The 15,248-nt window shown below is 39.3% G+C and carries 13 protein-coding genes; 6 read left to right on the top strand and 7 right to left on the bottom strand.

All coding sequences use genetic code 11. The features are described 5' to 3' along the window. Window positions 1–318: 318 nt before the first annotated feature. From rhlE to GTK47_RS16015, 3 genes are all read left to right on the top strand, one after another. Entirely contained in the window at window positions 319–1,734 is a 1,416-nt protein-coding gene (gene rhlE, locus GTK47_RS16025) for an ATP-dependent RNA helicase RhlE (RefSeq protein ID WP_165125050.1), read from the top strand. Window positions 1,735–1,743: 9 nt separating this feature from the next. Further along, window positions 1,744–2,676, top strand: coding sequence for a tRNA dihydrouridine(16) synthase DusC (gene dusC, locus GTK47_RS16020; RefSeq protein ID WP_165125047.1), 933 nt, complete (start codon window positions 1,744–1,746; stop codon window positions 2,674–2,676). Between the two features lie 204 nt (window positions 2,677–2,880). Next, complete coding sequence (locus tag GTK47_RS16015) at window positions 2,881–3,129, top strand: GlsB/YeaQ/YmgE family stress response membrane protein (protein WP_098943815.1); 249 nt, start codon at window positions 2,881–2,883, stop codon at window positions 3,127–3,129. A gap of 76 nt (window positions 3,130–3,205) precedes the next feature. On the opposite strand, the gene sseA is transcribed toward GTK47_RS16015, so the two are convergent. The 4 genes from sseA to metC form a co-directional block, all read right to left on the bottom strand. Continuing rightward, the gene (sseA, locus tag GTK47_RS16010; RefSeq protein ID WP_165125044.1) at window positions 3,206–4,048 is read right to left on the bottom strand and encodes a 3-mercaptopyruvate sulfurtransferase; all 843 of its coding nucleotides are present in this window, start codon (window positions 4,046–4,048) and stop codon (window positions 3,206–3,208) included. Window positions 4,049–4,061: 13 nt separating this feature from the next. Further along, window positions 4,062–4,250, bottom strand: a complete 189-nt coding sequence (locus GTK47_RS16005; protein WP_206535910.1) for a hypothetical protein — start codon at window positions 4,248–4,250, stop codon at window positions 4,062–4,064. A 282-nt stretch (window positions 4,251–4,532) separates the two neighbouring features. After that, a complete protein-coding gene (gene dcuC / locus GTK47_RS16000; RefSeq protein ID WP_165125038.1) occupies window positions 4,533–5,900 on the bottom strand; it encodes a C4-dicarboxylate transporter DcuC in 1,368 nt (455 codons plus the stop codon). Between the two features lie 34 nt (window positions 5,901–5,934). After that, entirely contained in the window at window positions 5,935–7,110 is a 1,176-nt protein-coding gene (metC, locus tag GTK47_RS15995) for a cystathionine beta-lyase (protein ID WP_165125035.1), read from the bottom strand. A gap of 403 nt (window positions 7,111–7,513) precedes the next feature. Between metC and purB the strand changes: the two genes are divergently transcribed. Beyond that, a complete protein-coding gene (gene purB / locus GTK47_RS15990) occupies window positions 7,514–8,881 on the top strand; it encodes an adenylosuccinate lyase (protein ID WP_165125032.1) in 1,368 nt (455 codons plus the stop codon). Between the two features lie 81 nt (window positions 8,882–8,962). Then, window positions 8,963–10,351, top strand: coding sequence for an MmgE/PrpD family protein (locus tag GTK47_RS15985; protein WP_165125029.1), 1,389 nt, complete (start codon window positions 8,963–8,965; stop codon window positions 10,349–10,351). Window positions 10,352–10,407: 56 nt separating this feature from the next. Here GTK47_RS15985 and fabZ read toward each other — a convergent pair whose 3' ends face one another. From fabZ to GTK47_RS15970, 3 genes are all read right to left on the bottom strand, one after another. Continuing rightward, on the bottom strand, window positions 10,408–10,833 hold the full coding sequence (fabZ, locus tag GTK47_RS15980) for a 3-hydroxyacyl-ACP dehydratase FabZ (protein WP_165125026.1): 426 nt from the start codon (window positions 10,831–10,833) through the stop codon (window positions 10,408–10,410). 186 nt (window positions 10,834–11,019) lie between these two features. Continuing rightward, a complete protein-coding gene (locus GTK47_RS15975) occupies window positions 11,020–11,901 on the bottom strand; it encodes a dihydrodipicolinate synthase family protein (RefSeq protein WP_165125023.1) in 882 nt (293 codons plus the stop codon). Between the two features lie 74 nt (window positions 11,902–11,975). Beyond that, window positions 11,976–12,884, bottom strand: a complete 909-nt coding sequence (locus GTK47_RS15970; protein WP_109393495.1) for a LysR family transcriptional regulator — start codon at window positions 12,882–12,884, stop codon at window positions 11,976–11,978. Window positions 12,885–13,136: 252 nt separating this feature from the next. On the opposite strand from GTK47_RS15970, the gene dinG reads away from it, so the two are divergent. Then, window positions 13,137–15,245 (top strand): ATP-dependent DNA helicase DinG, encoded by a 2,109-nt coding sequence (gene dinG, locus GTK47_RS15965; protein ID WP_165125020.1) that lies wholly within the window; start codon window positions 13,137–13,139, stop codon window positions 15,243–15,245. Window positions 15,246–15,248: the final 3 nt, after the last annotated feature.

Genomic DNA, 15,248 nt, shown 5'->3' with positions numbered 1-15,248 from the left:
AGCGATAACAAGGCGTATTATATTAGATGATATTGAACAATAGGGAAAATTTGTGATAAATAATCGAGTAAAGGTGATGTGTAATAAAAAAAGTGCAATCTATTATTGAAAATTATTTTTGTATTCTGAATACAGCAAAAACTGTTAGAATAGGGGTTATTAGGTTAACCTAACAAGATTCATTCTCTTTCATTGCTGTCTATATCGAGAAATGATACCACCTATAGAGTAATATTACCTATAGATTGACAGTATGAAAGCCCGTCATTTTAATTTCAATCACCGTGTTATACGTTCTGGTTGTAGGAGACTACTGTTTTGACCGATTTTACATCGCTTGGTTTAAGTGAGGCGCTTCTCCGCGCTATTGATGAACAAGGGTATAAAACCCCAACCCCTATTCAACAGCAGGCGATTGAGCCGATTTTGGCGGGTAAAGACGTATTAGCGAGTGCTCAAACGGGTACAGGTAAAACAGCAGCTTTTACATTACCAATCTTGGAAAAACTGTCTCAATCAGCAGAAAAAATAAAAGGCCGTCAACCCGTTAAAGCGCTGATTTTGACACCAACGCGTGAGCTAGCGGCTCAAATTGCTGAAAACGTAAAAGCGTATAGCCGTTATATTCCAATTCGTTCGTTAGTCGTTTTTGGTGGAGTAAGCATTAACCCACAAATGATGAAATTACGCGGTGGTGTTGATGTACTGATTGCAACACCGGGACGTTTACTCGATCTTGAACATCAAAATGCGGTTGATCTTTCTCGCGTTGAAGTTTTAGTGCTTGATGAAGCTGACCGTATGTTAGATATGGGCTTTATCCACGATATTCGCCGTGTAATTAATAAATTACCGAAAAAACGTCAAAATTTACTATTTTCAGCGACATTCTCTAAAGAGATCACTGGCCTTGCCAATTCGCTATTAAATGATCCGGTGAGTATTTCTGTTGCACCAAGAAACTCAGCCGCAGAATCTGTTGACCAATATGTACATTTAGTTGATAAAAAACGTAAAACTGAGCTGTTATCACATTTAATTGGTTTGGAAAATTGGTCTCAAGTGCTGATTTTTACCCGTACTAAACATGGTGCGAATAAACTTGCTGAACATTTAAATGCAGATGGTATTAAATCAGCCGCTATTCACGGCAATAAAAGCCAAGGTGCAAGAACTCGCGCATTAGCTGATTTTAAAGATGGCAAATTAAAAGCATTAGTTGCAACAGATATTGCTGCTCGTGGTCTTGATATCGACCAACTGCCATATGTCGTCAATTTTGAATTACCGCAAGTTGCAGAAGATTATGTTCACCGTATTGGTAGAACAGGTCGCGCAGCCGCAACGGGCAAGGCTATTTCATTGGTTTGTGTTGATGAACATGGTTTATTAGCCGATATTGAACGTTTATTAAAACGCGAAATTCCACGTTTAGCATTGGAAGGTTACGATCCAGATCCTTCAATTAAAGCAGCACCTTTGCATAAAAAACCAAAGAATAATGCACCACGTAGAAGTGGTGGTCGTGCAGATATTCGAGGTAAAGACAATCGTAACAATAGTCGTAAAGATGGTGATAGTGAAGGCAAAGAGTCTGGACGTAATAAAAGCAAAGAAAACTACCGTAATAAAGATGGCTCTCGTACTGGAAAATTAGGGCCTCGTCGTTCACGTAAAAGTGATGAAGGTAGTGATAATCAAAGCCCTTGGTCAAAAGCTAGAAAAGAGTTTTGAGGTTAAAAAGTGCGAGTTTTATTAGCGCCAATGGAGGGGGTTTTAGACCCCCTTGTGAGAGAGTTACTCACCTCGATTAACGATTACGATCTCTGTATTACAGAGTTTGTACGAGTTGTAGATTCATTACTGCCAACGAAAGCGTTTTACCGCTTATGCCCTGAATTGCAGACAGAAAGCCGTACTAAAAGTGGCACGCTTGTACGGGTGCAATTATTAGGACAATACCCGCAATGGTTGGCTGAAAATGCCTTTAGAGCCGTTTCTTTAGGCTCTTGGGGGGTTGATTTAAACTGCGGATGCCCTTCAAAAACAGTCAATGGTAGTGGTGGTGGCGCTTCACTTTTAAAACAGCCAGAAACGATTTATCAAGCAACAAAAGCAATACGTGATGCAGTGCCTTCAGAGTTGCCTGTATCTGTTAAAGTGAGGCTTGGCTGGGATTCTTCTGCGTATAGCCATGAAATTGCAGATGCTGTGGTGCAAGGTGGCGCTACAGAAATCACCATACATGGCAGAACAAAAGAAGATGGCTATAATGCCGAAAAAATTAATTGGCAGGCGATCGGTGATATTCGCCAAAGGCTTTCAATCCCTGTAATTGCTAATGGTGAAATTTGGAACCGTGAAGATGCCTTAGCCTGCTTAGCCACAACAGGTTGCGATGCGATAATGATTGGTCGCGGTGCAATGAATACTCCTAATTTAAGCCGTGTTGTAAAAGGCATAGAAGCGAGAATGCCTTGGCAAGAGGTGATTGAATTATTAAAACGCTATGTTCGATTAGAAAAGCGTGGAGATACGACGATTTATCATGCGTCACGTATTAAGCAGTGGTTTAGCTATTTACGCAAAGAATATCCAGAGGCAGACGAGTTATTTAGGCAAATCAGAACATTAAAAACGTCGCCAGAAATTGCAGTTGCAATAGAGACTCTGTAGTTTTAAAAATAATCTTATTCGATAAAAATAGCGCTAATTAATCAGTGCTATTTTTTTTGTTTATTAAATAATAATTTCTCAACTTATCTTAAATATAGTGTTAATTATCTCCAATAATTGGAAAAAATCACTTTTTCGATTTACACTCAATAAGTGACATTTTTGGATATGTTGTTTATATCATGACTATTTTCAGGGGGAAATATGGGAATTATTGCTTGGATCATCTTTGGTCTGATCGCAGGTATTTTGGCGAAATTCTTAATGCCGGGCTCTTATGATATTGGTCTGATATGGACTTGTATTCTGGGTATTGTGGGTGCTGTTGTTGGTGGTGCGATTAGTAATTTTTTTGGCAAAGGTAAAGTTGATGGGTTTAACTTTGGTAGCTTTGTCGTTGCTGTCATCGGCGCCATTGTCGTGCTTTATCTGGCAAAAATCTTCGCAAGTTAATACCTTCACACCCAATAGATATTGATAATAAACCCGCATAATGCGGGTTTACTTTTTTAAACCATCAACGGATTAGTTAGCATTCACAAGGAAGGGCACTTTCAGCACCCCATTGCGCCCAAGAGCCATCATAGAGTGCAATAGATTGGCAACCTAATACGGTTAACGCTAAAAATAAAATTGCCGCAGTCATACCTGAGCCACAAGTAACAATAATAGGCTGTGATAAATCAACACCAGCTTGTTCAAATATCAGCTTTAACTCAGCTTTCTGTTTTAATTGCCCATTAATAACTAACTCATTCCACGGAACGTTTTTACTGCCAGGAATATGTCCACTGCGCAAGCCCGGACGAGGCTCTGGTGCTCTACCATAAAAACGATCAGCTGAGCGAGCATCGATCATCTGTTTTTGCTTAGTCTCTAAATTATCAAGAAGTTGTTGTTTATTGGCATAACGTTGTGCATGACGTTCAACCACAAAAGGAGACTGTGCTGGTACTTTTATTGCCTCACCTTGTTCTGTTGCAAACCCAGCCTCAATCCATGCTTGTAAACCACCAGCAAGAATACGCACATTACGACAACCTAGTGTTGTTAATGTCCACCAACCTCTTGGTGCAGAAAATAAGTTACCTTGATCGTAAATAATAACGGTCGTGGTATTAGAGATACCTAATTGTGTCAATGTTTCTGAAAATAGGGTATCAGAAGGCAACATATGTGGCAGTGATGTAGTTTTATCTGCGACTTCATCAAGATCAAAAAAATGGGCATGTGGAATATGACGCTTAAGGTAAAGCGCTTGATAGTCAATCTGTTGAGTTGGCATTGGTGCGCTGACATCAAGGATCACAAGATCAGCATCATTTTGATGTTCAAATAACCATTGGGGAGTAACAAAATAATCGTATTCCACGGTGCGACCTCATTTATTTAGCAGAATGTGAGCTGTCAGGGATAGCTGGAAATTGCTGTGTAGGTGATGTTTCAGGTTGAGTCTGCTCTGTTTCTATTGGTGTTGTGGAGCGCGTATAGATATTTAAGCCGGCAAGGAAAACACCACCGATAGAACCAAAAGCAAGTAGCGCGATAATCACAATAATTATTTTTTTCATAATGTTCATTTGCAGATGAATGTTGCGCAAAAGTATATCGAGATATGAAGTTGAAACAAGTACTAAGTCGGTTTAATCAACAAATGATAGTGGCTAAAACGTCTTATTTTTAGGCAAAAAAAGGGGGGGATAGATAAATAAACAGGCTATTTATTTTTTATAAATAGCCTGAGTAGAGTTAATGTTGACGTTAATTATTTCAATCAAAGGTTACAGTCAATGATAAGAAAAAATCCCTTAAACTCAGGAGTAAATGAGTTTAAGGGCAAGGGTAACGCAACTTAATTAGGAATATAAAAACCAGAATGTCATTGTTAAGTTCACAATAGCTGCGACAGCCATAGGAATGGCAGTACGTTTAACTATTTGGAAAGGTGAGACATTCGCAATACCTGCAATGGCGACAATGGCGGCAGTAATGGGTGAAACAGTACGGCCAAAGCTGGTCATTATTTGCATTGGTAAAATTAAGGTAATGACATCGACTTTCAAGAAAGCGGCAATTTTGGGTGTTAAGGCTGCAAATGAGAAGAATGCCGCATTACCTGAACCCATTAAAAAGGCCGCTAATGCAAGAATGGCACTCATTACAATGATCATGGCTGCAATACCAAAACCAGCATCTTGAGCGGAGCTAATTAGCGTATCGACGGCACCACTTTTAAGTAAACCATTGGCAAAGAACTCACCAGATACAATTAACGATACCACTAAGACAAATTGCTTACCCATTCCTTCAAAGAACAACATAAAGCTATTCATTACGGCTTTTGCATCGCGTAAGCGAACATATTCAAAAAGAAGTGCAATCACGGTACTAATAATCATCGCTGTGGTGACTTCTAATTTTATATATGGGTGTAGCAAAGGGCTGAAGCCGATAATCAGAATTAAAGGGATCACCGGTAATAAGGCATAAGACAGTGGAATTTTATTGCCTTCTTCTTTTACTGCATCAATGGTTGTTGGGTCAAAAACAAATCCTTCACGTTTATCCCACCAGCGTTGAATAAAGAAATGAGTGATCGCAACGGCAATTATAATAGGAATTGTGATCGGTAACTGGTGCTGAACAAAATAGACGGCTGGTTCAATATCCGCTGTTTTTGCCGCCATAATCACGTTACCAGAGCCGGGGCCATGGTCGATAAATTGGCAGCATCCAATTACGGCTAAAGCGGAAAGTGGACTAATACCAGAACGAATTAATATCGGATACATGGTGACCATTAACAGCATACCTAAACCTGCATGGCTAGGAATAAAAATAACCAAGATTTGAGTAACTAGAAATGAAATCACTAATAATAAGTAAGGCGATTTTATCGCTTTTAATGGTCTTTCAAAAATGGCGAATAAAGCACGACTTGCACCAACGTGTTCCATATAACGAGAGAAACCCGCAATTGCCATTAGTGTTAAACCAAGACCCGCTAGGCGAGAACTCATAATATCCGTAAAGATTTGGAAAACATCAAAATATTTAAATTGAGTAGATTTATTTTCTGGTAATAACGGATTAAGGTCGAGAGATGCAGTTAAGAGCAATAGCAATAACCCGCCGAGTAATAATACTGGCTGAGGTTTATAACCTCGCGCCAGTAAATAAACCACCAACGCTGTTACCAGCGCGGCAATGATTAAACCTGTCATAGTGAATTCCCCGGTAATGATGCAATATTTTTTGTTATTGGTTTAATGCTGAAAAAGCTTGTGTAATATCTGCAATAAGATCATCCGTTGCTTCAAGGCCAACATGTAAACGGACAAAAGGACCATGGCCTTCACGCCAATCAGATGCTGTTCTCGCACCGACAACATTGGCAGGTAAAGCGAGGCTTTCAAATCCTCCCCAAGAAGCACCAATACCAAAAAGCTCAAGCGCATCAATAAATTGCTCTGATTGTTTAGCGGTATATTCTTGTTTAAATTCAATGGTTAATAGACCGTTACTGCCTTTGCAATCACGTTTCCATAAATCATGACGAGGATGATTAGGTAATTCAGGGAACCAGACTTTTTCAACTTCAGGGCGAGTCTCTAACCACTGTGCAATGGTGAGTGCTGATTTACCATGAGCGGCAATACGTTGACCTAATGTCCTCATACCACGAAGAACTAATGCTGCATCATCTGGGCTACTGGCTTGTCCTAATGCTTCAGGTAATGCACCAATTTTTTTCCATGCTTTTTCATTCGCAACCATAATGCCCATCATCACATCAGAGTGACCGCATAAATATTTGGTTGCCGCGATAACAGAGACATCTGCGCCTAATTCCAGCGGGTTATAGAGCCATGCAGAGCCCCAAGTATTATCAACACCGACAGGAATATCTCTCTCATGAGCAATACGGCAAATTTCAGGCAGGTCGAGCATTTCATAAAGTAATGAGCCTGGTGATTCGACAAAAATAAGCTGTGTATTTTGTTGAATTTTTTGTTCAAAATCAGAACCATCTGTTTTAAAGAAACTATAAGCGATATTATTAGGCTCAAGAAAAGCTGATGCAATTTTACGAACAGGCTCATAAACAGAATCCGCAAATAAAACATGTCCACCACTACGGGCATATCCCATAATTGTGACGGCAATAGCGGCTAACCCGGTAGGGAATAACTGAGCTCGATAGCCGCCTTCTAATTCGGTTACTAAAGCCTCAAGGGCAAATGCGGTTTCTGTACCACGCGCGCCGTAGCTTAAAACACGCTCTGTTGCACGACGATCACGAACATCACGCCAACTCTTTATTGAGTCAAAAACGATGGTACTAGCCCTCATTACGGGTGGATTAATGGGACCTGAAGTTTTGATTTCTTGGCGTCCACTGTGTATCAGTTTTGTTTGTTTATTTTGTTTCATTATTAATATCTCCAAATATAGAAATAGAGTTCCCCGGTAATTAAATAAAAGGATTAATTACTGTTTACGCTTATTTTGTTTCTATTATTTATAACAAACTTATTTATTTTTAAAATAGCTATTTTCTAAAAATGATGATCTTCCTCTAACTTTTTAGCATTAATTATTCTAATTAAATCTTAAATAACATTTAAGATTCAAAAGTTATAAGTAATAAATAAAGAGTTATTTATAACTTATTGAATTAGTGTTATTTTTTAATTGATTAGAAATATTTGAAATTAGATTAAAATTATCAAAGTGTTTTTATTGAGATTATATTGCATAAATAAAATAACAATCTAACAAGTCGTTTGATTAAAAAAACGATTTTTTTATTATTCTTTTAACAGGGGAAATAATTATGGGAACCAGCGTTTTTGATTCGGTTTTATTAAAGAATTTATGGTCAACAGAAGAAATGAGAACTATTTTTTCTGATAAAACCAGAATGCAAAATTGGCTTGATTACGAAGCTGCATTAGCGATTGAACAAGCTGAATTAGGATTGATCCCAAAAGACGCCGCAAAAGTGATTGCAGATACCGCGAAACTTGAAAAGCTCGATATGGATTATGTATTAGAACAAGTGCGTCTTACTCGCCATCCATTAGTGCCAACAATTCGTGGTTTAGAACATGCCTGCCCAGAACATTATGGGGAATATGTTCACTTTGGTCCAACAACACAAGATGTTATTGATACAGGTCTTGTTCTACAACTAAAAGATGCTCATCATACTTTTTTACGTGATATCAAAGTATTAGGTCGCGCATTACTTTCATTAAGTGAACAACATCGCAACACACCAATGGTTGGGCGTACATTAGCATTACAAGCTCTGCCAATTACATTTGGCCATAAAACCGCAATTTGGTTAACTGAGTTAGCGCGTCATTATCAACGTCTTAAAGAGATCGAACCTCGCTTATTTGTAGGTAGTGTTGTTGGTGCGGTGGGTACAAAGGCTTCTTTAAGCGATAAAGCTGATGAATTAGAAGCCCGTGTATTAAAACGCTTAGGTTTAGGTGTACCTGAAATTTCATGGCAACCCGCGCGTGATAGATTCAGTGAATATGGCATGCTAATGGGATTAATTAGCGGAACTTTAGGTAAAATTGCTAATGAAATCCTACTATTAGCACATAACGAAATTGATGAGTTATCCGAGCCTTTCAGCAAAGGACAAGTAGGCTCTTCGACCATGCCACATAAACGTAACCCTGCCATTGTGGAAAATGCGGCCTGTGTGAGTAACACCCTAAAAGCGAATCTTTCTGTTTTAACGGATATGATGAAACACCAACATGAGCGTGATGGTGCAATCTGGAAAATGGAATGGAAGATCATGCCTGAAATGTGCCTGATGCTGTCTGTTATTTTCGATAATATGAAAACAGTAATAGGCGGACTGAATGTGCATGTTGAGAAAATGCGTGAAAATATGGATATTCTTGGTGGCTTTATGCTGGCAGAGCGTGTGATGTTTGCACTATCTGATAAAGCCGGTAAACAAACCGCGCATGAAATTGTGTATGAAGCATCAATGTCTGGGCAAGAAGAAGGAATAACCTTCGTTGAAGCGATTAATCGCGATACTCGTATTCGTGATCATATTACTCAAGAAGAGCTTGATGCGCTTTTAGATCCAACGACATATGTCGGTAATGCACCAGCCCAAGTTGATCGTGTTGTCGCACAAACTAAAGCCTCTGGCTGGTTAAATGACTAAGTGACTTAATTACATCCAACCTTCTTATTATCTAAAAGCCGGTGATATTGCTGGCTTTTTCTTATCTATTTCGAGGTGTTTATGACATTGAGTCAGCAGTTAGCCCAATTTATTACTACAACCACTTTCTCTGATTTACCTGCTCAAGTTGTTAGCCGAGCTAAAATTCATTTATTAGATACATTAGGTGTCGCGCTTGCTGGAAGTGTGCAACAAAGTGCCATTCAAAGTCGTCAAGGTGTAGCTTTTTTACCTGATACCCAAGGCAACATTCCGATTTGGGGAAGTTCGCTAACAGCAAGTACTACGGTGGCGGCACTGACAAATGGTATTGCATCACATGCCTTAGATTTTGATGATACACATACTGATTCGATTGCACATGGTAGCGCGGTATTAACGCCGATTGCTTTTGCATTGGGTGAGTCTATTGGTGCGTCATCAAAAGATATTTTAACGGCATGGGTGATTGGCTGGGAAGTGGCAGCAAGAGTAGGCTTAGCAAGCCATAGTGGATTTCATCAGCGAGGTTTTCACGCCACAGCAATTGCGGGAATTTTTGGCGCAACAGCTTGTGCCGCTTCACTATTAAAGTTAACGCCAGAACAAACTGTGAATGCAATAGGCCTAACAGGAAGCCAAGCAGGAGGTGTGGCAGAATATCTTACTAACAGTTCATCTTCTAAATGCTTTCATGCGGGATGGGCTGCACAATCAGGTATTATCGCAGTATCATTAGCAAAAGGCGGAATGACAGGCCCAGACACAATATTTGAAGGTCGTTATAGCCTTTATCAAACACATGGTATTAAAGAGCAAGCACAACCGGAACAAGTGGCATTAGGATTAGGTGATGTGTGGGAATTTTTAAATGTTTCTATTAAGCCTTATCCGGTATGTCATTTTGCTCATGCAACTGTCGATTGTGGACGTAATTTACTGAAAAAAGGGATCACTGCTGATGATATCGATAGTGTTGAGTGCGTTGTCGATCCGGTAGCAGCAGCTTTGATTTGCGAGCCACCTGAAACAAAATGGGCACCTCAAACCGCGTATGGCGCTAAATTTAGTTTGCCGTGGTTATTTGCTGCGGGCTTTCTAGATAACGCTTTAACGCTCTCTTCATTATTACCTGAAAACCTACAACGGGAAGATATTCAATCATTAGCAAAGCGTGTAAGTTATCGTTATCCCGAAAAAGGGGAGATCCCATTTCCTACCTATTTTCCTGGGTTAATTTTCGTGACATTAAAAAATGGCGAAAAGATCACGGAGAGATTAGACATTCAATATGGTAATCCGAAAAATCCAATGACAGATAAAGATGTGATCAGTAAGTTTTACGATAATGTATCTTTGGCGATAGAAGCAGAACAAGCAGCACAATTAGTTGAAAAAGTGCTGCATTTCGACAATGTCACTATTGCAGAAATAACACAGTTATTGCGTATTAAAGAAGTGATTGATTAAAAATAAAGAAAATAAGATGATGAAGTGAGGGATTGGTTCTATCTACCAATCCTTTTTTATTGTCTTGCACACATAAATTCAGATGTACAAACTACCTTCTCACCAATTTTCACCGTACCTGAAAAGCTAACAATTGTGCGTCGTTGTCGGCGAAATTGGATCTCAATATATAGTTGATCGCCCGCTTTGACCACATCATAAAAACGCGCATTTTTTATACTGGCAAAATAACATTGCTGATCTTCGCCCATTGGTGAAAGGTAGTAATGGGCAAGAACGCCTGAAGCTTGAGCCATACTTTCAAGTAGTAATAAAGGTGGGTAGAACTCACCAAAAACAACCGTATCATTGGTTGTGATATTTTTAATGGCTGTTAATTTGCCATTGGCAAGTTCAGTAGGCTCAGAAATAACGCGATCAATTAATAAGAATGGATAACGATGAGGCAATATTTCCATTATTTCACTGACGGAAATGGGCATATATTTTCTCCTCGTTATGGTGATAGGGCAAACTCAGTTTTACAACAATGGTGGTTATTATTTCATTCTTATTCAATATGGTACAGCATTGACCTGTATTTTAGATGAGAAAATTGAGTTAAACAGATAACAAAGACCAGAATAGGAAAAATCTAGCCTTTGTTATTTCTGAATAAGAATAGTTTATTAATCAAGGCGAGCAATAATTTGGCGTAGATCGTTCATTGCTGCTTCATTTAGAGGCTCTTGCGGTAAAATAGGAGAGCCGACTTCAAAACCTTGAATATTTAGGGATGCTTTAATACATGATGCGAGCGAGTACTTTGTAAACGCTTCATTGATTTGCCACATCTCTTTTTGTATTGCTAGTGCTGTATCAAAATCGCCTTTTGTTGCTAACTCATACAGTTCAACACATTGCTTTGGCAACACACAAGCAGGCCCCGCCATCCAACCTACACCGCCAAGTTTTAACACCAACAATGGAATATGAGCTGAAGCACTAAAGATCTTAACGCGCTCACCAAACGTATTGATCATGGTGAGTAAGCGACCTGTATTGCTTGAGGCATCTTTAATATATTCAATATTAGGGATATAGCTAAGCTCATTGAATAAAGAAATAGGAAGAACATCGCCCAGAAGTCCCGGGTTGGTATAAATTGTCATGGATTTTTCAGGAAAAGCTTCGGCGATAGTTCGGAAATAACCAGCTTGTGCGGTTTCGCTTAACGGGTACATTTTTTGTGAAATCAATACCATGCCATCTACACCTAATTGAGCGTATTGTTCAGCTTGATGACAGGCATCTGCGGTTGAAAAGCCTGCAACACCCGCAATAACGGGAATTCGGCCTGCGGTTTGATCAACTGTAATACGCACTATTTCATTGCGTTGTGCTTGAGAGAGATAAGCGTATTCACCCGTGCTACCTAATGGACTCAAACCATGAACGCCACACGAGATCAAATGTTCGACTAATCGACGCAATGAAGCTTCGAGGATGGTACCTTTTGTTTGATCAACAGGGGAAACAAGGTAAGGAAAAATGCCATGAAATTGGGTCATAATCGGTGTCCTGTTTTAGGGTTTTAATCTTTTATTACTTTGGTTATCAACACGATTTAAGGGTTTTAGGATCGCTACTCTTGTTGAAGTGTAATATCAGCATGATTAATCACTTCATTTTGTTCATTTTTTAATGAATCAAACAGTATTTGGGCTGCTTTTCCAGGGCTGTTGGCATTGAGATACAAGTTATAACTGATAGCAGGTAAAGCCGGTAAGCCTTCTTTTTCGCCTAAAATGCGCAAATCATCACCTGAAAGCTCAATTGAGCGCGCCATAATACCTAAGCCTGCACGTACTGCAGCTCTAGCACCCGAAAGCGTTGTAGCAATATAAGCGATTCGCCAACGAATACCTTGTTGATCAAGGTGATTTATCATCATATCGCGGTATGTGCTGGGTTCATCTAATACAACTAACGGTAAGGGTTCATCAAGATCAAATCGGAAGTGTTTTCCGCAATACCATAAAGAGGGCGAAACTCGTAATACAATTTTGGGATAACCCACATGTTCTTCAGTGGAAATGGCCAAATCCAGCTCGTTGTTTTCTAACATAGACATTAAAAATGGGCTACGTTTAACAATAATTTCCATGATAAGGCGAGGATAGGCTCCAGAAAAACGCGCGAGAAGATCAGGTAAAATCGTGTTTGCCGTATCATCTGGAGAGCCAATTTTTAAGATCCCATCAATTTCTTCATGCATCAATGAAAGACAGGCTTCATCATTCAAACGCAAAATACGGCGAGCATAATTAAGCAGTTGTGTACCTGCTTCTGTCAGTGTTTTGTTTCGCCCTTGGCGAGCAAACAGCTCTTTGCCTATTAGCGATTCAAGTCGTTGCATTTGCTGGCTTACGGCAGATTGTGTACGACAAACAGACTCAGCCGCCGCTGCAAAGGTATTTCCATCGACAACAGCAACAAAGGTTCGAAGCAAATCAAGTTCTAAGTTAAAAATAGGGCGCTTTGCAGAAGTCATTATAGGTATCTCTTAACTGGTGTTGTGTTTAATAAAACCAATAAATCATATTTTTTATAAGACTATTTTAGATGTTACGTAATGAATACTCATACTATGAAGAGTTGAATTAATAATCTATAACAAAGCTCAATAATTTCGAGATGTTATCCATTCTTTGATGAAAAAGGAGAGCAAATGAAGGTAACTACTGATTTTTATACAGTGTTATGAGACAATAGCGCCTTTCTTAAAATCAGTTACAGAGTGGTTATGTCCCTTTCTCAATCAGTTAAAAATCAAATAAGTCAGTGGTATAAAGCCCTACCTGAGCATATCGAAGGGTTTATTCCGCGTGCGCCACAGCGTGAAATGATAGCTGAGGTGGCTAAGACTTTTTCTGATGAGATGGGACGTCATTTAGTGATAGAAGCCCCAACTGGCGTGGGTAAAACACTCTCTTACCTTATTCCGGGTATTGCTATTAGCCGTGATGAGAAAAAACCACTGATAATCAGTACAGCCAATGTGGCATTACAAGATCAAATTTATAGCAAAGATCTGCCATTACTTAAAAAAATCATTCCTGATCTCACGTTTACTGGCGCTTTTGGTCGTGGACGTTACTTATGCCCTCGTAATTTAGATGCGATTTGTGCAACAGAAGGTGAGCAAATTGACCTTATGTTTTTGCTTGAAGATAAAGTTGATGTGGCGACAAGTGCAGAAAGAGAAATTTGCCTAGAGCTGAAAAATGATTTCACTAGTTTTGGTTGGGATGGTTTGCGTGATCATCATAAACGCGCATTAACAGATAGCTTATGGCGTAAAATCAGCACAGATAAAATGAACTGTTTAGGGCGCAATTGCCAATATTATCATCGTTGTCCTTTTTTTATTGCTCGCCGTGAAATTGATGAAGTGGATGTGGTTATTACCAATCACGCTTTAGTGATGGCGGCAATGGAAAGTGAATCTGTGTTGCCTGATGCTAAAAATTTGCTTTTAGTACTTGATGAAGGGCACCATATTCCTGATGTTGCGCGAGATGCCCTTGAAGTTGAAGGGGAAATAACCTTAGTTGCTCTCAATAATCAGCTTGATAATATCACTCGCCATGTTAGCCAGTATCTAGCGCAATTTATTCCGGTAAGACCACCTAAATTGGCTGATCCTATTCGTTTTGATGCCCATATCGCTAAGTTACGTGAAGCTTATCAAGAGGTTGATACATTTACACGCGCACTATTGCCAGAACGTAGTGAGCAAGATGAATACCTTTTCCCGTTAGGTGAATTGCCTGAACAACTTCTGTTAAGTTGCCAGACATTATTTAAGCTAACAGATGCTTTAAAAATGTTGGGCGAAGCCATTTTAAATGATTTAACAGAGCGCACAGCGAAAGAAGATGTTGTGCGTTTACATCGTGCTATTTTAACTACTAGTAGGATGGTGGGATATTTAGAAAACATGGCAAAACTGTGGCGCTTAGCCACATTAGATCAAACCTCAAAAGCGCCAGTATCCAAATGGTTAACGCGTCGTTACGATAAAAAGCAGTCTCATCTCTATTTTCATTGTGCTGGCATTCGTGTTAGCGAACAACTGACGCAATTGTTATGGAAAAATATCCCACATGTGGTTATTACTTCTGCGACATTACGCTCATTAAATAGCTATTCTCGTATTCAAGAATTAACCGGTCTAAGTGAGCATTTTGATGATCGCTTTATTACGTTATCTTCGCCTTTTGAACATAAAGAGCAGGGTAGATTAGTTATTCCTAAAATGCGTTATGAACCGACCATGAGCCATGAACGTGAACATTTAAAAGAGATGGCGCGTTATTTTCGACACTGCATGGAAGAGAATAACCACAGAGGCCAATTGGTTTTATTTAGTAGCCAACGGGCAATGGAAGGTTTTTTAGAAGAAGTGAAAGATTTGCGTTTGTGTTTATTAGTGCAGGGCGATCAGCCACGCTATCGATTAGTCGAAACACATTGTAAGCGTATTGATGCTGGTGATAATAGTGTGTTGATAGGTTTGCAATCTTTTGCTGAAGGGCTCGATTTAAAAGGCGATTATTTAACGCAGGTGCATATTCATAAAATTGCTTTTCCACCTGTGACAGATCCGGTGATTGTGACAGAGGGCGAGTGGCTTAAATCGCTAAAACGCTATCCTTTTGAAGTACAAAGCTTGCCAAGCGCATCATTTAATTTAATTCAGCAAGTTGGACGTCTTATTCGTAGTCATCATTGTCACGGTGAAATAGTGATTTATGACAGACGCTTGCTAACAAAAAATTATGGTTCGCGTTTATTAACCGCGTTACCTATTTTCCCTATTTATCAACCTGAGATGCCTAAAGAGAAATAAATT

Source organism: Proteus sp. ZN5 (assembly GCF_011046025.1).
Classification (GTDB): domain Bacteria; phylum Pseudomonadota; class Gammaproteobacteria; order Enterobacterales; family Enterobacteriaceae; genus Proteus.
The sequence above is the reverse complement of the archived record's forward strand: the minus strand, read 5'-3'. Positions and strand labels throughout refer to the sequence as shown.

Coding starts and splice junctions, on each gene's coding strand:
- dinG (WP_165125020.1), top strand. CDS start 13,137: ATGTCCCTTTCTCAATCAGTTAAAAATCAAATAAGTCAGTGGTATAAA.
- dcuC (WP_165125038.1), bottom strand. CDS start 5,900: ATGACAGGTTTAATCATTGCCGCGCTGGTAACAGCGTTGGTGGTTTAT.
- GTK47_RS15970 (WP_109393495.1), bottom strand. CDS start 12,884: ATGACTTCTGCAAAGCGCCCTATTTTTAACTTAGAACTTGATTTGCTT.
- purB (WP_165125032.1), top strand. CDS start 7,514: ATGGGAACCAGCGTTTTTGATTCGGTTTTATTAAAGAATTTATGGTCA.
- metC (WP_165125035.1), bottom strand. CDS start 7,110: ATGAAACAAAATAAACAAACAAAACTGATACACAGTGGACGCCAAGAA.
- GTK47_RS15975 (WP_165125023.1), bottom strand. CDS start 11,901: ATGACCCAATTTCATGGCATTTTTCCTTACCTTGTTTCCCCTGTTGAT.
- fabZ (WP_165125026.1), bottom strand. CDS start 10,833: ATGCCCATTTCCGTCAGTGAAATAATGGAAATATTGCCTCATCGTTAT.
- GTK47_RS16015 (WP_098943815.1), top strand. CDS start 2,881: ATGGGAATTATTGCTTGGATCATCTTTGGTCTGATCGCAGGTATTTTG.
- GTK47_RS15985 (WP_165125029.1), top strand. CDS start 8,963: ATGACATTGAGTCAGCAGTTAGCCCAATTTATTACTACAACCACTTTC.